Source organism: Coleofasciculus chthonoplastes PCC 7420 (assembly GCF_000155555.1).
Taxonomy (GTDB): domain Bacteria; phylum Cyanobacteriota; class Cyanobacteriia; order Cyanobacteriales; family Coleofasciculaceae; genus Coleofasciculus; species Coleofasciculus chthonoplastes_A.
Window position 1 is genome coordinate 63,715 of record NZ_DS989857.1, and the last position, 20,347, is coordinate 84,061.

Sequence of the window (20,347 nt, forward strand, 5' to 3'; positions counted from 1 at the left end):
GATTCAAGCCACGCAAGCTTTAAAGAGAGCAAGAGCTCGCTTTCAAGCAGCGGGTGGTATGGTTTGATGCTAAACGAGCATTGCCATTGAAAAAGAAAGGAGCTATCCAGACGTTAGTTAGCTGGATAGCTCTTTTGTATAGGAGAAGGCAGGAGTCAGGAGGGGTAGAAGGAAAAATTATCCCAGGGATAAAGGGGTTTGGGTCATCGGATTTGGTATTACTCGCTATTTTGTATGGATTTTTTCTCCCCCAGCTCCCAGACGTGCCATGGCACGTCTCTACATTGCTCCCCCAGTTTACCCAGCTTCCCCCAGCTCCGCTTCATCCACTAGGCGCTACCTGTAAAGGTGACTTCTGGAAATTTTGCCTGCGCTTCATTCATGGGACGATTTTTACCTTCTTCTTGCCAGTAGTTAATCACTTCAGTGGCTTGGTTGAGCAACTCAACGCGATCCATTTCGCTAATCCAATGTTTGGCTTCCAGTTCGTTTTTGATTTGCTCCCAAGCATCGTTCCGGGGCCAGAAAAAGTAGGATGTCAGCGGGCTAGTTCCTTTACCCACGACTTGATCGACGGCGAGTGCCACATTCTCTTCTAACCAGAGAACTTTTAAGATAAATTTAGACAAACAAACCTCCAACAATAGATCAGGTATCTTATACTTAATGTACAATCAATCATTCTACAGGATAGCGAAGGTGAAAGCCCTCGTGATTTATCTGGGGGATAAAACTGCACGGCTTAAGCAACTGAGTTAGTCGTGGGAGTGTTTACATTGACAACTTTAAAATCAAGAATAAAATCAGGGTCTAGACTAGCGATCGCCGTTTTCGATATTGATGGTGTTATCCGGGATGTGAGTGGATCTTACCGGAGAGCGATCGCGGATACAGTCGAGCATTTTACCGCTGGAGTGTATCGCCCGTCTTCTGTTGAGATTGACCACCTTAAATCCGAAGGCTTATGGAACAACGATTGGGACGCCTCACGAGAGCTCATCTATCGCCACTTTGAGCAGCGAGGTCAGGCGCGATCGCAGGTTGCCCTAGATTATGATAACCTGATTGCCTTTTTTAATGCTCGCTACCGAGGCGCTGATCCAAATCATTGGACAGGATACATCTGTGATGAACCATTACTCCTCAACCCCAACTATCTTGAATATCTAACCTCAGCCGATATTTTATGGGGCTTTTTTAGTGGGGCGACGCGAAATGAAGCACTTTACGCTCTTTCAAAACGTCTCGGTTTGCCAGCCCCCGCACTCGTGGCGATGGAAGATGCCCCCGGTAAACCTGATCCGACAGGATTATTGGCAGTCGTTAACCAGCTTCAGCAACAGCACCAAATAGAGCAACCATTGCCTACCATCTATGTAGGAGATACCGTGGCAGATATGTACACAGTTAAAGCAGCCAAAACTCTTCATCCAGACAGAACCTGGGTTGGTGTTGGTGTTCTCCCGCCACATGTTCAGGAAACAGCAGAACGCCGTGAGGCTTATCAACAAACCTTAAAAAAAGCAGGGGCGGCTCAAGTTTTTAGCAATGTTGAGCAGATCACCCCAGAACAAATTCAGCAATTGGTGTGAGCTAAGCTGTTCGGCATTTAAACCTTAATGTCAAGAATGACTTGTAGTGCGAGCATCTTGCTCGCTACTAATATTTAACTTAAATGCTTACCACGCTTCAAGTTGCGTGTCATCCCATCAGGAGATTTTTCCCACACCCTCCATTCTCCACCCAATCTCCTTGGACAAAGGAAAACCGTAAGCTATATTAGTATTGCTATATCAGTATTAGCAATTTAGATGCCAATAATAGCATGGTGCATCCCCATAAAAGCAATGAATTTAGACTATGATACTGCCGTGATCATGCTAGCCATCACGTTTCCTTTAGTGATGACTTGGTTGCTAGTTAGTGGTGAATTAGAACTTTGGGCTTATTTGGGTATATATGGTATCTGTTTGTGGGGACTAGGAGCTTTAAAAAAAGAATAGTGATAACGGGGTCATTTTTCAGCGTTAGTCTGGCAAAAAAGGAGTGATAAGTAGTCGGACAAAAGAAAACCGTGCTGTATTAAGTTTTGCAAATAGCCCTCAACCCCTATCTCAGTCTACTTTTGCGTCAGCCTCACCGATCAAATCAAAAGCATAACAGCTTGCTGGAGGGCGTAATTTTATCATCCCCTAAAAACGCTGAAATCCTCATCAAAAGGGGCGTTTACCCCACCGAAGCCATGCCCGACTCAATTCGAGCAGAGTAAAATATTAACTAGAGTTAATTGTTCCAAAAGGGCTAAACACAACTATGGACTTTCGCCTCAAGACACTCTTACCTGACTACGAAAAAGCCTTCCTGACCTGTAACTTACAAAAAGAAAAAGAATCCGAAGTTCAGCAAGTTGTTGAGCGAATGAAGGATCTGCGACAACACTATGAAACCGTTGAACAAGCGACAGGCATTCCGTGGTGGTTTGCAGCGGTTATTCACTACAGTGAGTGGAACCTCCGCGAACCTGACTTATTTGTGAAAAAAGTGACAGAAATTTTATTGGCTAAGGAGTTCCATAAAGCCCGAACTCGCACCCTCGGTGCTTATCTGTGGGGGTTTGACTTGTGGAATGGATTTAGACATGGAGTTGGAGATCAATCCGAGTGGGTTTGGGGTGGTACCACTGTTCTGAAGCATCCATCAACCACCATTGGAGCAGCGGCGATTGTTTACTATCTCCAATCCCAGAAAATCATTGATATCCCTAAACCAGGAACAGGTATTAAAATCAAGATTTTATCCGATACAGTATTTAAAGCGCGACCAGATCAATCATTTCGGCTCAAACCAGAAGAAAAAATCACGGTAAAAGGGGGTACTCGCCTGGAAATTATTGAGGATGACCCCTCTGAGGGAGGACACGTCAAAGTCCTGTTACCCGATGGGGTTTTGTTAGGGCAGAATAATCAGAGTGATTGGTATGTTTTCAAAGAACATATTGAAATTCAGGGAACGGAACCGAATAATCGCCCCAGCGATAAAGCAGAAGAACCCGAAACTAAAATTGCTTCACCCAATAAAGGACGTCCCATCACCGTACCCAAATTAGGAACAGTCTATCTGGGAAATCCAATTCTCGAAGGTGGACACTTTAGTTGGGCGGAAGCGACAATGAATGGCTCAAGGATTCCTGTTAATAATGAGGTGGTTGAGGGGATTTTGAGAGTGGCTCATGTGATGGAAGAAGTGAGAGAATATTTGGGCGCTCGTCCGATTACTATAAATTCTTGGTATCGTGATCCAGTAACTAATCGTAAAGTCGGAGGGGCAACAAAATCCAGGCATTTAGTTGGTGATGCTGTGGATTTTGTGGTTCAAGGAATCTCCCCACCCCAAGTTAATCAGCGCCTAGAATCCTGGTGGGGAAATCGGGGTGGATTAGCCAGTGCTAGCTCTTTTACCCATATTGATGTGAGAGGGTATCGCGCTCGGTGGAGCTATGGATTTTGAGTTAATGCGTGTCTTGGGGGGGCTTCCGTAGTTAGTGTGCTAAATTGTTAGTTTGATTTGTCCAAATATTGGACAGCAATAGCTTTAAGCATTTTTACAGTACAAGCGATGGTGCAGGTTCCCCCGTGTTTCAACCGGGGGAGTGTCAAACTATGATCGGTAGCGGAGTGTTAGTCGATAGCGATACTACATTCGTCATCTGTCCTTTGGTTCATTAGGCAACCGCCTCGTATTGTTGGGACTCCGTCTCAACTTGCCGAAGAATCTCCATGGCTTCGGGTAGAGTCTCGCAGATATAATTCGCTTTGAAGTGAAAAGGACGAACGCGAGAATCAGTAAGCACAGCCGGTTCCCAGATGCATAGTTTGATCGGCTTGTCGGGATTGTTGGTGGCACTAATGGAGTATTGAACCGTGGCAGTGCTTCTTTCCATACAACGTCGATGGTATCGCAGTACAAACCAAGGAGAGTTTTCTCTCCTTACTAAATTATGAGGCAAAACCGGGCTGGAATGTTCCCTCTAAGTGAGGATTTGCCGGAAAAAACAGCAAGGATGAAGGAGAAAACCCCGGTTTGCTTTCATCCTTGCTCTAAATCTAGCCAGCTTCCCCAGCTTCCCCTGCTTGCACGCCCGGTGATCAAAAACTTTCGTCATGCCTTAGTGATACTCCCATTCAGCTAGGTGGCAATGATGTGCAAGTCAACATCCTTGAGATACCGCAGCAACTGCTGCACAGGAGAACCTTGTAATGCTAACTGCCACCGGGATTTATGCGTTTGTCCGACCACAACTTGAGTAATGTGGTAGGTGTGTGCTACTTTGGCGATCGCGTTGGGAATATTGGTGCTGGTGACGTGTAAAAATTCACCCCCAAATTCCTGACAAAAATGCTCACACATTTCTATATAGAGGCTTTCATCTTTGGTGAGAAACTGTTCAGGGTGAGCCACAAACAATCCATATAAACGGGCTCGCATAATAGTCGCTAACCGCGCCCCCCGTCGTAGCAATTGAGCTGAATTAGGATAGGTGGACACACAAACTAACACCCGTTCGTGAACGCTGTAAAATTTGCCTGTTAGGGTAGACTTTTCAGCTACGGCTTCCAGGTTGTCAGCCACTTCCCGCAGTGCCAATTCTCGTAAGGCGAGTAAGTTTTGGCGTTGGAAGAAATTCTGTAGAGATTGTTCTATTTTTTCAGGGGCGTAAATTTTTCCTTCGATTAATCGTTCTTCTAAGGTTTCTGGCGTAACATCAACGATAACCACTTCGTCAGCTTCATCCAAGAGGCGATCGGGTATTCGTTCTCGCACGACAACCCCGGTAATTTTGGCAACTAAATCATTGAGACTTTCTAAATGTTGAATATTAACGGTAGAAAAAACATCAATCCCGGCATCTAAAATAACTTCAACATCTTGATAACGTTTTTCCCTAGGCAAACCCTTTATATTCGTATGGGCGAGTTCATCCACTAATACCAGTTGCGGTTGACGCGCCAGAATTGCATTGGTGTCCATTTCCGTAAGCGTTGTGTTTCCTCGACATATAGATAAACGGGGAACCATTTCTAGTCCCTCAGCGGCTGTTGCTGTCTCCTGGCGTCCGTGAGTTTCTAATAACCCAATAACGACATCAATTCCTTCTTCTCTAAGTCGATGCGCTTCTTTTAACATTCGATAGGTTTTACCCACGCCCGGTGCCATACCGATATACAGACGGTGTTTTCCGCGACGGCTGGTAGGGGGTTCAAAAGATTCAGGGGAAGCGGATGAATGGGTGAGTTCGTCTTTATTAATCATCGCTGATAAAAAAGTAGAAATTAACTTATAAAGTCGTCTTCGGAAAGTGAACTACAATCATCGAGGTATCGGGATGAGTTCGTGCGATCGCCTCGGGTTCGATCAGTTGCCCTGGCAAACTTAATAAACGAGTAGAATCTGTGTACGCCATTAAAATTAGCAAGTCATCCCTTTGCAGCAGGCGCGAAACGTTTTTGACAAAATTTCCCCGCACTCGCATTAGCGGAGTATCGATACTTAACCCAACTGATTCTGGCGGTAGCTTGAACGGTTTCGAGTGAGTCGCAACCACCACAAGTTGGAGCATTGCTTTGAGTTCTTTGGCTAAATTATCAGCGACTTCTACGGTTTGTTTAAATGTAGCCGATGACGTAGTTTGAGCGTCTGCGGCTAAAAGAACTCGTCGGGTATTTTCAATCGGTTGGGAAAACCGACTAATTAATACCGGAACAGGGGATCGCTGGATTACATTGTCGATAACACTGCCAAAAAAATTCTCGCGAGTGGTTGAGTATCCTTTCCACCCACAAATAATCAGACTGGCATCACGTTCTGATGCCGTGCGGGTAATTCCTCTGTCAATGGCATCATCCACTCGACCAATTGACTCCACCTGAGTTACGGCGGCATGAGCGATGGCTTCTGCTGTGGCTAAGAGCTGGGTTTGTAGCATTTTGGCTTGGGGAGTTACAGGTTTATATTTATCGGAAATAACATGAAGTGGGAGTAGTGTTCCTTGAGCCATTTTTGCCAATATTAATGCTAATTGGAGCAGGTTATCTTCAGTGTTGGGATTAGCTACGGGTACTAGAACGCGCTTCCCCAATCCCTGAGAACCTTCGGTTTCAACTGAGACAGTTTGGACAGTTTCGACTTTCTTACCCCAGCGCTCAGTGATCCAGGGCGAACCAATACAAGTAACTAAGATCATGGCAATAATGCCATTAACGGTTAACTCATCAACCAGTTCGATATCATAGGCAACTGTAATCGCGGCTAGCGTTGAAGCGGCTTGAGCCATGGTCAGACCAAACATGACCATGATGCTGGGAAATCGAAAGCCAAACCATTTGCCTGTTCCCCAAGCCGCCAGAAATTTACTGATGACTTCAACGACAACAATGACAGCAGCGATTAAAATAGATTTTGGTTGCTGGATTAATACTAGAGGGTTAATCAGCATTCCTACGGAAATCAGAAAAAATGGCACAAATAAGGTGTTGCCAATAAACTGAATCCGATTCATCAAAGGACTCAGTTGGGGAATCAGTGGCGTCAGGGCAATTCCCGCTAAAAATGCACCGATAATCGGTTCAATTTCAATCAAACCTGCTAGATAAGAAATGACAAATAACGTCGCCAGAACAAAGATAAATTCTGCACCTTCGTCATGTCCAAACCGCCGGAAAAACCAGCGACCGATTTTAGGAACACCCCAGAGGGTGGCAAATGTATAAATACAAAGCGCTGGAATCAGAAATAACCAAAAACTAAGGGTGAGTGTTCCGCCATCTGCTTTGAGGACAACGGCTAATACTAATAATGCCAAAACATTGGTAATTAAGGTTGCTCCCAGAGTCGCGGTTACAGCCTGAGTTCGCATAATTCCCAGCTTGTTCAACAGGGGTAATGCTAGGAGGGTATGAGACGCGAAGCATGAGGCTACCAGTATGGCGGCTAAGACGCCATATCCCAACACCAACATGGTAAGTGTCCCCAGTACCATCGGCACAGTAAAGGTAGTTAACCCGAAAATAACGGCTTTACTAGCATTGTCTTTAAGGTCATTTAGGCTGGTTTCCAACCCCGCCATGAACATCAAAAATAGCAACCCGACGGTTCCTAATAGAACAATTGTACTGTCACGTTCCAGCAGACCCAGAACATGGGGTCCAACCACCACACCAGCGAGAATTAACCCGACAATACCAGGGAGTTGCAGTCGCTCAAATAGAAGTGGAGCGACTAACATAATCGCCAAAATGGTGAGGAAAACGGCTACGGGGTCAGTAATCGGTCCGGGTAAGACTTGAGCTAGGTAAGTCAGTAGGAGCATTCTAATTAGGGATGTCTATTTTACAAGTGACCAATAATTTAGTTTTGGACGGGTTCTTTTTTAGGTTTAACCTGTGGAGAATAGCCGTGTTTATGAATAAACCATTGTTTTCGCACAGGTCGAGTGATTTGCCAAAACACTTTAGTAATGGGTTCCTCTATCCATTCTGGGATAAACACGCCAATTAGACCTCGCCCATCATCTTCTTGAAATAAGACAAAAAGCCGCTCTAAAAAATAGAGAATCTGCACATAACCTTCAAGCTCACTCGCTCTCGTTGGGTTTCGTTCCTCAACCCAACCTACACCTCATTTTTCACGGGAAGTCTAGAAACTATTGTAGAGACGCGATGCGAGAAGCGTCTGGGCGGGTTTAGTCACATCTGGGTACAACTAAAAAGATAGTTGTGAAACCCGCCCCTACAGAGGCACCACATACTGTGAAAAGTCAGAACCTAAAAAGGTGATAGGCTTCCGTACTATTCCCTTGAGGTTTAACCCGTTACAGCGCATCAAGTGCCAAATTCAGCCTTAAAACATTCACTCCGGGTTCACCAAAGATGCCAAGAAATCGACCGTCTGTATAGTGACGAATGAGAGTCTCAACTTGATTAGTTTCTAGGGAACGTGCTATCGCTATCCGCTCAATTTGTCTTCTGGCTGCCTCAATGCTAATATGCGGATCTAAACCCGAACCCGAGGCATAAACTAAATCAGCCGTTGGCTCAATTCCTGCGTCCTGAAGTTGGTCAATGGTTTCCTGAATTCGTAGGATTAATTCTGGATTACTGGGTGCTAAATTACTCGCACCTGAAACACCAGTTGGTGCCGCATCTTCTCCTTCAGAGTAGTTTATGCTACTGGGACGACTCCAGAAATATCGTTCAGAAGAAAAGGATTGACCAATCAACGCTGAACCGATGACTTGTCCTTGGTTATTGGTAATCAAACTGCCATTGGCTTGATAGGGAAAAAACACTTGACCGATAAGAATCATCAAAAAGGGATAAATTAGGGCAGTCAAAATCCACAAAACTAATGTGGCACGAATTCCAGTAATTGTTTCTCGAATGACAGACATGGTTTTGAATAATGAATAGGTAGTGCAAGTATTGGAGGTTAGGGGAGTATCTTACTCCCCTTCCCGATGAGGCAAATTAACGGAATTGACAGATTTTCTGCGGCTGGTTCGGTTCAGATGACTTTGATTGTTTTTTCTGGTGTTTTTTCTGATACCGTTCTAACCATATATGCCGCCACTGGCGCTTTATTCGCCAATCCGCCAATTTCCGGCGAATTTCTTCAACAAGTTCTTTCCACATGATTAAAATCGCTCCGGTTGAAAAATAACCACAAATAAGTACACGGATAGTCCCAGAGTGACAATACCCAAAAGTCCGATCGCATAAGCCGCTTGGCGGGTAATTTCATCCCCTGTCGTGGCATAGACGGCTGGCGCGATCGCGAGATTTAAGCACATCAGTAGAAAGAGTTGAATCGGTAAGCGATTGCCTTGCCACTGTTCCTGGACTAACTCAATCAGTTCACTCACGTCTCTGGGTACAATTTCGTTTAAATCCTTTCCTGGTTTCATCCGTTATCTCCTGGTTAAATAGTGGTGCTACGCCAATCCCACAGCCGCGATTAACCAATCAATCCCTTTAATTTCGATAAACGGTGCAACAATTCCTCCTAACCCGTAAATCAAGATATTTCGTCGCAACAATTGATTGGCACTTAAGGGTCTAAACTTCACACCTTTTAATGCCAAAGGAATTAATGCCGGAATAATCAAGGCATTGTAAATCAGCGCCGCTAATATGGCAGATTGAGCGCTGGCTAACCCCATAATATTGAGACTGCCAATACCAACAGCCGCAAACATGGCGGGTATAATCGCAAAATATTTGGCGATATCATTTGCCAGAGAAAAGGTGGTTAACGCCCCCCGCGTAATCAGCAACTGCTTGCCAATCGTGACCAAATCAATTAACTTCGTAGGATCAGAATCTAAATCCACCATATTCGCCGCTTCCTTTGCCGCTTGTGTGCCGGAATTCATGGCTAATCCCACATTTGCCTGTGCCAAGGCTGGGGCGTCATTCGTCCCATCCCCCGTCATCGCCACCAATTTGCCTGCGGCTTGTTCACGTTGAATCACGGCGATTTTATCTTCCGGTGTCGCTTCGGCAATAAAGTCATCCACTCCGGCTTCTTGGGCAATCACCGAGGCAGTAATTCGGTTATCCCCAGTCAGCATCACACTCTTAACCCCCATGCGCCGCAACTGGTCAAAGCGATCGCGCATTCCCGGTTTGATGATATCTTTGAGGTAAATTACCCCATAAATATCCTCACCACAGGCAACCGCCAAGGGAGTACCTCCTAAGCGAGAAACCCGTTCGTAAGCTTCATCTAAGTCAGATGCCAATTGACCGCCTCGAGACCGCACAAATCCCTTAATCGCATCCACAGCCCCTTTGCGTATCTCGTCTCCATTGGGGAGATTTGTGCCACTCATGCGAGTTTTCGCCGTAAACTCAACCCCCTCCGCCGCATTGCGGTCAAAGGTTACGGCTGAACCCATCTGATGTGCCAGTTTCACAATCGACTTGCCTTCCGGCGTCTGATCAAAGATACTGGCAGCTAATGCAACATCGGCAACCTCGACAGCGGAGTGACTATTTACGGGAATGAACTCCTCCGCCAAGCGGTTCCCCAGAGTAATCGTGCCAGTTTTATCCAAAACCAAGGTATTCACATCACCACAGGCTTCCACTGCCCGTCCCGAGGTGGCTACCACGTTAAACTGGGCAACTCTATCCATCCCAGCGATACCAATCGCACTGAGTAATCCGCCAATGGTTGTCGGAATTAGCGCCACCAATAGGGCAATTAAGGTAACCACACCCACCGGTGAACCCACATAATTAGCAATTGGGGGAATTGTTACCACGACAATTAAAAACACCTGAGTAAGAACCGCTAGTAACACCGTTAAAGCAATCTCATTCGGCGTCTTGCTGCGTTCCGCCCCTTCCACCAAAGCAATCATCCTATCCAGAAACCCTTGACCCGGCTCTGCCGTTACCCGGATAATCAGTTCATCAGATAGAATCCGGGTTCCCCCTGTCACAGAACTTGCCACATCTGAACCGGGTTCCTTGAGAACCGGGGCTGATTCCCCAGTAATGGCTGATTCATCAACCGAAGCCACCCCTTCTATCACTTCCCCATCAGCGGGAATAATGTCACCGGCAATCACTTTAATGGTTTCACCTTTATGCAATTCGGTGGAACTCACCTCTACCACCGTCTTATCCGGTAGAAGTTTCCGGGCGACGGTATCGGATTGAGTGGAACGCAAGGAATCTGCCTGTGCCTTCCCCCGCCCTTCTGCCACGGCTTCGGCAAAATTGGCAAATAGAAGAGTGAATAAGAGAATGATGGCAACCAGACTATTAAATAAGCGCTGATTGTCTCCGGGAACCGGACCAAACAAACTTGGATATAGCGCCAGCAAAATGGTGATGATTGTACCAATCCAAACCACAAACATGACTGGGTTTTTTATCATCACGCGGGGGTTCAGCTTGAGGAAGGCTTCCCGTAATGCACGTTTGTAGAGTCCTTTGGTATTCACTCGCTGTTGTCGTTTATTTTGCTGTCGGTTTTCACGACGGCGAGGTGATTTTTGGGGTGTTTCCAGAGGTTGTTTCGTTTTCATACCGTAACGATGGATAATCAATGGGTCTAGTCAGGGCGATGAGAGGTTGAATGCTAACCACCCGCCGCAATTTGAAAGGCTTCGGCAATCGGTCCAAGGGCAAGTACGGGGAAGAAGGTAAGGGCGCCAAGGATGAGAATCACGCCAGCCGTTACACTGGTAAACAATCCCGTATCTGTCCGCAGCGTACCTGTTGTTTCGGGTACAGGCTGTTTCCGGTACATACTGTCAGCTAACAGCAATAGGGCAATAATGGGGATGTAGCGCCCTGCCAATAGGCTAATGCTGGCTGTCAAATTCCACCACAACGTACCATCGGCTAATCCTTCAAATCCTGACCCGTTATTGGCAGCAGCAGAGGCATATTCATAGATAACTTGGGAGATACCGTGAAAGCCGGGATTCGTAATTCCGGCTAGGGTTTCTGCCTCTGGCAAACCCATCGTATCCGCGAAGGAAATACTAATCGCACCAGGAATCAAAATCATAATCGGGTGGACTAGCAAAATTACACTCGCCAGAATAATTTCCCGCTTTTCAATCTTGCGTCCAAAGAGTTCGGGGGTTCGCCCTACCATCAATCCGGTGAGAAATACCGTCAAGATTAAGAAGGTAAATAGATAGGCAGTTCCCGTTCCTTGACCCCCCCAAACAATTTGTAGGAACAGATTGAATAAGGTGGTAAAACCTCCCGGTGGCATCAATGAATCATGCATTCCGTTCACTGCACCACACATCGTTCCTGTGGTAGAGACTGCCCAAAGTGCTGTTAATGCCCAATCAAAGCGCACTTCTTTTCCTTCTAAGTTTGTGGCGATTTCACCTAAACGATTGTTGACTAAGGGATTCCCTTGATACTCACCGATGGCAGCAACTACAATCAGGACGGCATAGATCAAAAAGACCATGCCAAAGAGTAACCAGCCTTGCTTTTTGTTATTAGCAAAGATGCCGTAGGTGTAAATGAGTGCGGCGGGAATAACCAACATGGTAATCGTTTCAATCAGGTTAGTCGCACCGTTGGGGTTTTCAAAGGGATGGGCTGAGTTGATGCCAAAAAATCCTCCCCCATTTTCGCCCAGTTCTTTAATCATTTCAAAGTGAGCAACTGGACCTCTGGCAATGTATTGTGTGGCACCTTCTAAGGTGGTGGCAACTGCCGATCCAGCTAAGGTTTCGGGGATACCAAGGATGAGTAATACTAATCCCCCAACTAGAGAAATCGGCAGCAAAATTCGGGTGATTGATCGGGTTAAATCCACATAGAAGTTCCCCATGGATCGACCAGTTAACCCTCGGATGAATGCGATGGCAACGGCAATCCCTGTCGCGGCTGAGGTAAACATTAAATACCCCAGCGCTAACATTTGAGAGGCATAACTGAATGTGGTTTCGCCAGAGTAATGCTGCTGATTGGTATTGGTGACAAAGGAAATCGCCGTGTGTAGGGCTAAGTCCCAACTCGGTGCCTCTAATTCTGTGGGATTTAGAGGTAGAATCCCCTGAAGCATGAAGATTAAATACACCAGAACAAACATGACGAGGTTGCTGTACAGCACGCCTTTGGCATACTGCCAACCGGTCATATCCCGTTGCGGGCGGATTCCAATTAGCTTATAGATGATTCGTTCAATCGGTGTCAGAATTGGGTCGAGAAGGGTTCTCTCACCCAAGAACACCCTCGCCATATAGGTGCCAAAAAAGCGAACAATTGCCACTAATATGGCTAAAATTATGGCAATTTGGAAAAAGCCTTGTAACATAAATAATTAGGTGGGGAGAATAAAGTTTAACGGCGGTGATCGTCATTTGTCATTTGTCATTGGTCATTTGTCATTTGTCATTGGTCATTTGTAAGGGACGAATTCCGTCCGACGGGAATAGGGCATCACTGTTGTCAATGAGGACTTCGTAAATGGACGCGATCGCGTCGGGCAAGGCGACCAAGAGAAAGTCCTGTCCGCAATTCATTGCGGCTTCAATTGTGGAGGCAATTCCGTGGGTGAGTCTCACACTATTCATAAGTAGGCATTCTTTAGGTATTGGCAGAACCGAAAAGTTTATCCCGAATTGGCGGCTATGCCATTGAATTTGATAGTGAATCAGGTGGATTGACAATGTAAACATGGTTTTGCATCGATAGCTGTTCTGGAAATGGTAAGCGAGTTTTCAATAATTCAATTATTAACGCTGAGAAAAAAATGGACATCATCCATCGAGTATAAATTTCTTTGTTTCTTTTTTAATGGCTTAACTTTATCGGATTATATGCGGATTTATATTCGATGAATATCGAGGTTTAATTAAAGATATATACTTGGAGATATAGTTAGTAGCTAAACGCTAAATTTAGGCTAGATTAGGAGTAATCTATAGGCTTGAATAAAATAAACAAAGCGAATTATAATGTTGCGCCGATTACTGGCTCTCAAACCGACTTTTTTCCCTCAACAGCAGCACCACAAAACCTGTTGGCTGATAGCTGGGACGTTTGCTGTGGTGATTGCCCTGGAGTATGCCACACCCTCAGACTACGTGTTTGGCTACCTGTACACCGGACCAATTTTGCTGGCGAACCCCCGCTTAAATCGTTCAGCAACCCTGCAAGTCACGCTGATAGCCTCTGTGCTAACGCTTTTAAATCTGCTGATTCCCACTGTAGAATTAACCAATCCCGCAACAGTCGCCAATCGATTAATTGCAGTGATGGCATTAGTCGCGACAGGTTGGTTAAGCGATCGCAACCGCCGCTATGAAGAAGCGATCGCGCGACATAAAGCCCAGTTGCAAGCCCAAACCCAACTCGCCAGTATTCGCGAAGATTTTGTGTCTACCCTCACCCATGACCTGAAAACCCCCCTCTTGGGAGCGATTGAAACGATAAAGTTGTTTCAGGGTGGTCAATTTGGCACGATAACGCCACCTCAAGAAAAAGTGCTGAGGATGATGGATCGGTCTCATCATGCTTCATTACAACTGATCCAGACGCTGCTGGATGTTTATCGTAATGATGCCGAGGGGCTAAAACTCCAACGCCAACCTGTAAATTTAGTCGCGTTAGCAGAGGAAGTGATTGCCACCTTCACCGATTTAGCCGCCAGCCGTCGGGTGCATATCCTCTTGAATCAAAGTGAATCGGACTTTCGCCGTTCTTTATGGGTGAATGGAGATGCTTTACAATTGCAGCGAGTGTTTGCCAATTTACTCGTTAATGCCATCAACCATTCCCCCCGTGGCGGTAAAGTCGAAGTGAGAGTAGCATCCCCTGGAGAGTATCAGATTGTCAGAATGCTTGACCGTGGACAAGGCATTACAGAGGAAGAATTACCTCACCTATTCGAGCGATTTTATCAAGGACACACCAATCGCCAAGCCACAGGTTCGGGACTAGGACTATACCTGACGAGGCAGATTATTGAAGCCCATGGCGGTACAATTTGGGCAGAGAACCGAAAACCAAAAGGAGCGCTGTTTGGGTTTAAACTGCCTGCTTATGTTAATGACAAATGATGAATAATACCAAATCCGGGGAACGCTACCCCCGTTATAACCCAGTCCGCGCAGGCGGACTTTGTTTGTATAGCAGCGATTTCAATCGCCTCTTACAGGGAGTAATAAAGGCGGATTTGGTATGACATAAACAAATGACAAATAACGAATGCGAATTCTACTCGTAGAAGATGATGAACTGTTCCGCTTAGGACTATCGACGCGATTGCAGCAAGAACCAGGATTAGAAATTGTCGCAGAGGCGGTAGATGGCGAGACGGCGGTGGAATTAACCAATCAGTATCTACCCGATGTTGTACTGTTGGATGTGGGACTACCCGGAATTGGTGGTGTGGAAGCGTGCCGTCAAATTAAGCAGCAACATCCAGAATTACCGATTTTAGTCCTAACCTCTCATTCCCAGAAACCTTTAATTGAGCGGCTAATTGCAGCGGGGGCTTCTGGATACTGTCTCAAAGGCATTGAAGCAGAAGTATTAATCCTAGCACTGCGTTCTGTGGCGGCGGGGGCGTCATGGTGGGACAAAACCAGTACCAATGAAATTCGTGCTGCTGTGGGAGAACAGACTCCGGAGGTTGCCCAATCTACTGAGGAATCCTCCGCCAATCCTCTGACTCAGCGGGAACAGGAAATTCTGGCGCTGATTGCGGCGGGTAAGAGTAATCAAGAAATTGGGGAACTCCTACATATTGCCACAGGGACAGTCAGGGTTCATGTTCATGCCATTTTACAAAAATTGGACGTGCGCGATCGCACTCAAGCCGCTGTTCTGGCAATTCAAAAAGGATTGGTGAAAACGTAAAGGTTCTAGCATTCGGGAACTGTAGAGACGTTGCAGGCAACGTCTCTACGAGGTTTTACTGAACTGGACTTAACTCCCGTTGTGCCACTGCTTCGGGATTGGCTTCTGGGGTATCTTCTTCCGAGGGGGGCACCACTTGCCAGAATTTGCCTAAGAAGTCTGACCAATTTGCCAGAATTGTCTTGGCTTTATCACTTCCGGTGCGGTCAACGTGGGCTTGAATTAGGGCTTTTAGCTGCTGTTCCCCAGCCGATGTGGTTACCCGTTGAATCTTAACAATTTCGGGGTTGACTTTTGCCGGAAATTGTGAATCTTCATCCAAGACGTAGGCTAACCCGCCAGTCATTCCTGCACCGACGTTGCGCCCAACACGACCTAATACCACAATCACGCCGCCTGTCATGTATTCACAGCAGTGATCACCAGCCCCTTCAATCACCGCTTGACCTTTAGAATTGCGGACACCAAATCGTTCACCCGCCCAGCCATTGGCAAATAATGTACCGCCTGTGGCACCGTAGAGGCAAGTATTACCGACAATTACATTTTCGGCGGGGTTGTAGGTGGCTTCAGTGGGGGGCGTGATAATAATTTCCCCCCCATGCATTCCTTTACCTACATAATCATTGACTTCCCCAACTAGACGCAGAGTCATTCCGGGCAGATTGAAGGCACCAAAGCTTTGTCCGGCTGCACCCTTGAAGTTGAGGGTAATCTGCCCTTCAAAGCCAGTATCGCCGTATTGTTTCGCGATCGCACCCGCTAGACGTGTCCCGACACTGCGATCGGTATTCAACACCGCTAAGTCTTTGGTGATTGTACCGTGGTTGGCGATGGCAACTTGCATCTCTGGATCAGCCAATAACTGATCATCGAGAACGGGTCCATTACTATGCACCGCCTCATGGTTGAGGAACGAACGATCGCGACTTGTATCCGGTAAATCCGTTAAGCATTTCACCGATACCGTGGATGTCTTCGTTAACCCGATATCCTCGCGTTGCTGCAATAAATCCGCCCGACCGATTACCTCGTCTAACTTACGATACCCTAACCGTGCCAAGAGCGATCGCACTTCTTCGGCGACAAAGTAGAAGAAGTTGACGACATGATCGGGGATTCCGGTAAACCGCTTCCGCAGATGTTCCTGCTGTGTCGCTACGCCAACGGGACAGTTATTGGTGTGGCAAATTCGCGCCATGATACAGCCTTCCGCAATCATCGACACCGAACCAAAGCCATATTCTTCCGCGCCCATTAACGCCGCCATCAGCACATCCCAGCCAGTTTTGAAGCCGCCATCTGCCCGTAAAATCACGCGATCGCGTAATTGGTTGTTCATCAGCGCCCGATGCACTTCTGTCACCCCTAACTCCCACGAAACACCTGCGTGTTTAATCGAACTTAGGGGAGATGCGCCCGTTCCCCCATCATGACCAGAAATCTGGATCACATCCGCATTTGCCTTAGCTACACCTGCGGCGATCGTGCCAATGCCGATTTCTGCCACTAATTTTACCGACACCTTCGCCTCTGGGTTAATCTGATGCAGGTCAAAAATTAACTGGGCGAGGTCTTCAATCGAATAGATATCATGGTGAGGCGGTGGAGAAATCAGGGGTACACCAGCCTTAGACCGCCGCAACATGGCAATATAAGGACTCACCTTTTTCCCCGGTAACTGTCCCCCTTCTCCCGGTTTCGCACCTTGGGCAATTTTAATTTCCAATTGTTTACCACTCATCAGGTACTCTGGCGTCACGCCAAAGCGCCCGGAGGCTACCTGTTTGGTGGCGGAACTGGCAGTATCCCCATTCCGTAGTCCTTTAAGATGGGGCAATGTGGGCGAATTTCCCTGATTATCCACATCATCCAAGACTTTAAACCGAACTGGGTCTTCGCCTCCTTCACCAGAATTGGACTTCCCACCAATCCGATTCATGGCAATGGCTAAAGTTTCATGTGCCTCTCGTGACAGGGAACCCAAGGACATCGCCCCAGTACAGAAGCGCTGGACAATCTCCGCCACAGGTTCTACTTCTTCGATGGGAATGGGAGTGCGATCGCTGTTGAAGTCTAGTAAATCCCGTAACGCCGTGACCGGGCGGTCTTCCAGGTATTTTTTATAGACCTCATAGTGGTCATAAGCGGTCTTCCCGTTATCGGTTTTGCCGTTTCCGTTTTTAACCGACGCCACGGCTTTATGCAATGCCTTTGCCATCTCCGGGCTATTCATGTGATATTCCCCACCGGGACGGTATTGGATAAAGCCAAAGTTTTCCAGTTTCTTACCCGTCAACTCCGGGAACGCCCGTTGATGGAACGCCATCACTTCCTGTGCCAATTCTGCCAGATTCAATCCACCCAAACGGGAGGTTGTACCCCGGAAGGCTAAATCTAATACCTCTGCACCAATTCCTAGGGCTTCAAAAATTTGCGCCCCTTGGTAAGACGAGAGTAGAGAAATCCCCATTTTTGACAGGATTTTCAATAACCCAGCTTCCACCGCCTTACGATAATTTTTCTGGGCTTCTTCAATAGTTAAGGGTTCAAGTTTACCCCGATTCATCAGTTTCTGGGTCTTGGGATTTGACCACCACTGACGCACCGATTCCAATGCCAAATAGGGATGAATTGCCGACGCCCCATAACCAATTAAACAGGCAAAATGATGGGTACTCCAGCATTGGGCTGTTTCTACCACCAGGGAGACTTTCATCCGCAATCCTGCCCGAATCAGGTGATGATGAACCGCCCCGACTGCTAATAGGGGTGGAATATAACTGGTGTTTTCTCCTACACTTCCGCCAATTTTATCGCTCAAAATCAGCACTTTTGAGCCAGATTTTACCGCTTGGTCGGCTTGGTCACATAATCGGTCAATGGCATTTTTTAGCCCATCCGGACCCGCGCTAATCTCAAATAATGTAGAGAGTTCTGTGGTAGCAAACCCAGAGGTTTTTACTGAATTTAACTCCGCTTCATTCAGAACCGGGGTTTTCAGTTTCAGCAGTTGGGCATATTCGGGTTTAGCCTCTAACAGATTCCCCCGTTCACCCAGTTCCATACTTAAAGACATCACCAGACTTTCCCGCAAGGGGTCAATCGGTGGATTGGTGACTTGGGCAAACCGTTGTTTGAAATAGTCATACAGCAGGCGCGGCTTATCGGAGAGGATGGCTAAGGGAATATCATCTCCCATACAGAACGTGGGTTCTTTCCCTTGACTCACCATCGGTTCCAGGATCATATCCAAATCCTCAGCCGTATAGCCAAAGGCGGTTTGCTGCTGGAGTAACGCTTTGGCGTCAAGTTGGGGGGTATCGGTAAAGGGTTGAGGGGATAAAACCTGACGATGCTGTTTCAGCCAATCCCCGTAGGGTAGGCGTTGGGCAACTCGCTGTTTGATGTCCCAATTTTTGAGAATTTCGTGGTTGGCTAAATCCACAGCAATCATCTGTCCGGGTCCGAGTCTACCCTTTTCCACAATATCTGCTTCGGGTAAGTCTACGACACCCGCTTCTGACCCGACCACCACATAACCATTCCGAGTAATACTATAACGGGCAGGTCGCAATCCATTCCGGTCAAGGGTTGCACCAACGACTTGACCATCACTAAAGACTAACAGCGCCGGACCATCCCAAGGTTCTTGAACGCCACTGTAATATTCGTAAAAATCCACAATTTCCGGATGATCCTGCAAATCGGGTTGATTTTTGTAGGCTTCGGGCACCATAATCATCAAGGCTTCCAAAGGACTACGACGCGATCGCACGAGTAACTCAAAGATATTATCCAGGGTAGCGGAGTCACTATTATCCGGATCAACGGTGGGCTTGAGGTCTTCCATTTCGTTTCCCCACACTGGATGCGATAAATCGGCTTCCCTTGCCTTCATCCAGTTAATATTACCCAGCAGCGTATTAATTTCCCCATTATGTCCCAATAATCGCATCGGTTGGGCTAGGGGCCATTTGGGTAGGGTATTGGTACTAAAACGGCGATGATAAACGGCAAAGGGGCTTTGAAACTCAGGATGTTTTAAGTCCTGATAAAATTCACCCAGTACCGCCGAACGCACCATGCCTTTATAGACAATTGTACGACTCGATAGGGAGCAAATATATAAATCATCCGACCAATGAAGCGTACCATCAGCTTCTAAAGCACTGCCAATGCGACGGCGGGTTTTATAGAGGAGACGTTCCCGATCATTCCCCGTTTGATGGGGACAGCTAACAATAATTTGCTCAATTTGCGGTTGATTCTCTAAAGCTTGGGGTCCCACGACTGACTCGTTTAGGGGAACGACACGCCAACCCAATACGGTAAACCCGTCGTGTTCAAAGACTCCGCCAACAATGTCCCGAACTTTAGTCGCCTTTGTCCCATCTTGGGGTAAAAATACCATACCCACCGCCAACTGGTCGGTTTGTGGCATGGTAATTCCTTGTTCCTCAAACCAAGACGTAAACAATCCCCAAGGAATCGTCGTCATCAAGCCAGCGCCATCACCCGAATCTCGGTCAGCGCTACAACCACCGCGATGTTCTAAACAGGTTAATGCCGAAAGTGCCTGTTCAATCAGTTCATGGCTAGCGACACCTGCGACTGAGGCGATAAAGCCAACACCGCAAGCATCTCGTTCTTCCACTAACCATCGTTGTCCTGGATAGGGTACATCGTCTCGATTCCAAGTTTGATACTGTTGATTTGGGTTGATGCTCCTGTTTGTCATAAGATAGTTCCTAGTGTTATTGGTCATTGGTCACTGGTCATTCGTCACTACAGGTAGGGGGGGCAAAGGGTATAAACCTTGAAACCCTTGTCTGATCGTTAGTTGTTATCGCCCACCTTACGGTAACTAGAAATTGATTACCAGTGCGGTAAAATCTCAGTTCTATCTAAGTCGGCTACGTCATCGCCAGTTCCATTGAAAA

The 20,347-nt window shown here is 46.8% G+C and carries 17 protein-coding genes; 5 read left to right on the forward strand and 12 right to left on the reverse strand.

The window, feature by feature from the left end; genetic code table 11:
• Window positions 1-329: 329 nt before the first annotated feature.
• A complete protein-coding gene (locus MC7420_RS22240; RefSeq protein ID WP_006103218.1) occupies window positions 330-629 on the reverse strand; it encodes a 30S ribosomal protein PSRP-3 in 300 nt (99 codons plus the stop codon).
• Window positions 630-776: 147 nt separating this feature from the next.
• On the opposite strand from MC7420_RS22240, the gene MC7420_RS22245 reads away from it, so the two are divergent.
• The 3 genes from MC7420_RS22245 (at window position 777) to MC7420_RS22250 (ending at window position 3,507) form a co-directional block, all read left to right on the forward strand.
• Window positions 777-1,592, forward strand: a complete 816-nt coding sequence (locus MC7420_RS22245; RefSeq protein ID WP_006103120.1) for a TIGR01548 family HAD-type hydrolase — start codon at window positions 777-779, stop codon at window positions 1,590-1,592.
• A gap of 255 nt (window positions 1,593-1,847) precedes the next feature.
• The gene (locus MC7420_RS40160; protein WP_006103253.1) at window positions 1,848-2,003 is read left to right on the forward strand and encodes a hypothetical protein; all 156 of its coding nucleotides are present in this window, start codon (window positions 1,848-1,850) and stop codon (window positions 2,001-2,003) included.
• A 310-nt stretch (window positions 2,004-2,313) separates the two neighbouring features.
• Entirely contained in the window at window positions 2,314-3,507 is a 1,194-nt protein-coding gene (locus MC7420_RS22250; RefSeq protein WP_006103210.1) for a D-Ala-D-Ala carboxypeptidase family metallohydrolase, read from the forward strand.
• Window positions 3,508-3,721: 214 nt separating this feature from the next.
• Here MC7420_RS22250 and MC7420_RS22255 read toward each other — a convergent pair whose 3' ends face one another.
• From MC7420_RS22255 to MC7420_RS40170, 10 genes are all read right to left on the reverse strand, one after another.
• Window positions 3,722-3,940 carry a hypothetical protein gene (locus tag MC7420_RS22255; protein ID WP_044208963.1) on the reverse strand — a complete coding sequence of 73 codons (219 nt, stop codon included), beginning with the start codon at window positions 3,938-3,940 and terminating at the stop codon, window positions 3,722-3,724.
• 245 nt (window positions 3,941-4,185) lie between these two features.
• Entirely contained in the window at window positions 4,186-5,310 is a 1,125-nt protein-coding gene (locus MC7420_RS22260) for a sensor histidine kinase (protein ID WP_006103207.1), read from the reverse strand.
• A 25-nt stretch (window positions 5,311-5,335) separates the two neighbouring features.
• Entirely contained in the window at window positions 5,336-7,366 is a 2,031-nt protein-coding gene (locus MC7420_RS22265) for a cation:proton antiporter domain-containing protein (protein ID WP_006103306.1), read from the reverse strand.
• A gap of 38 nt (window positions 7,367-7,404) precedes the next feature.
• Window positions 7,405-7,617, reverse strand: a complete 213-nt coding sequence (locus MC7420_RS22270; protein ID WP_006103181.1) for a hypothetical protein — start codon at window positions 7,615-7,617, stop codon at window positions 7,405-7,407.
• Window positions 7,618-7,867: 250 nt separating this feature from the next.
• Window positions 7,868-8,446, reverse strand: a complete 579-nt coding sequence (kdpC, locus tag MC7420_RS22275; protein WP_006103300.1) for a K(+)-transporting ATPase subunit C — start codon at window positions 8,444-8,446, stop codon at window positions 7,868-7,870.
• Window positions 8,447-8,522: 76 nt separating this feature from the next.
• Entirely contained in the window at window positions 8,523-8,687 is a 165-nt protein-coding gene (locus MC7420_RS40165; protein ID WP_006103200.1) for a hypothetical protein, read from the reverse strand.
• Window positions 8,688-8,689: 2 nt separating this feature from the next.
• A complete protein-coding gene (gene kdpF, locus MC7420_RS22280) occupies window positions 8,690-8,959 on the reverse strand; it encodes a K(+)-transporting ATPase subunit F (RefSeq protein WP_006103202.1) in 270 nt (89 codons plus the stop codon).
• A 27-nt stretch (window positions 8,960-8,986) separates the two neighbouring features.
• Entirely contained in the window at window positions 8,987-11,092 is a 2,106-nt protein-coding gene (gene kdpB, locus MC7420_RS22285) for a potassium-transporting ATPase subunit KdpB (RefSeq protein WP_006103213.1), read from the reverse strand.
• 53 nt (window positions 11,093-11,145) lie between these two features.
• Entirely contained in the window at window positions 11,146-12,855 is a 1,710-nt protein-coding gene (gene kdpA, locus MC7420_RS22290; protein ID WP_006103293.1) for a potassium-transporting ATPase subunit KdpA, read from the reverse strand.
• 70 nt (window positions 12,856-12,925) lie between these two features.
• Window positions 12,926-13,219 carry a hypothetical protein gene (locus tag MC7420_RS40170; protein WP_157453277.1) on the reverse strand — a complete coding sequence of 98 codons (294 nt, stop codon included), beginning with the start codon at window positions 13,217-13,219 and terminating at the stop codon, window positions 12,926-12,928.
• A 279-nt stretch (window positions 13,220-13,498) separates the two neighbouring features.
• On the opposite strand from MC7420_RS40170, the gene MC7420_RS22300 reads away from it, so the two are divergent.
• Both MC7420_RS22300 and MC7420_RS22305 read left to right on the forward strand, forming a co-directional pair.
• Window positions 13,499-14,602, forward strand: a complete 1,104-nt coding sequence (locus tag MC7420_RS22300) for a sensor histidine kinase (RefSeq protein WP_006103301.1) — start codon at window positions 13,499-13,501, stop codon at window positions 14,600-14,602.
• Window positions 14,603-14,750: 148 nt separating this feature from the next.
• On the forward strand, window positions 14,751-15,404 hold the full coding sequence (locus MC7420_RS22305; RefSeq protein WP_006103109.1) for a response regulator transcription factor: 654 nt from the start codon (window positions 14,751-14,753) through the stop codon (window positions 15,402-15,404).
• Window positions 15,405-15,459: 55 nt separating this feature from the next.
• On the opposite strand, the gene gltB is transcribed toward MC7420_RS22305, so the two are convergent.
• Window positions 15,460-20,145: a glutamate synthase large subunit gene (gltB, locus tag MC7420_RS22310; RefSeq protein ID WP_006103319.1), complete on the reverse strand. Its 4,686-nt coding sequence runs from the start codon at window positions 20,143-20,145 to the stop codon at window positions 15,460-15,462.
• Window positions 20,146-20,347: the final 202 nt, after the last annotated feature.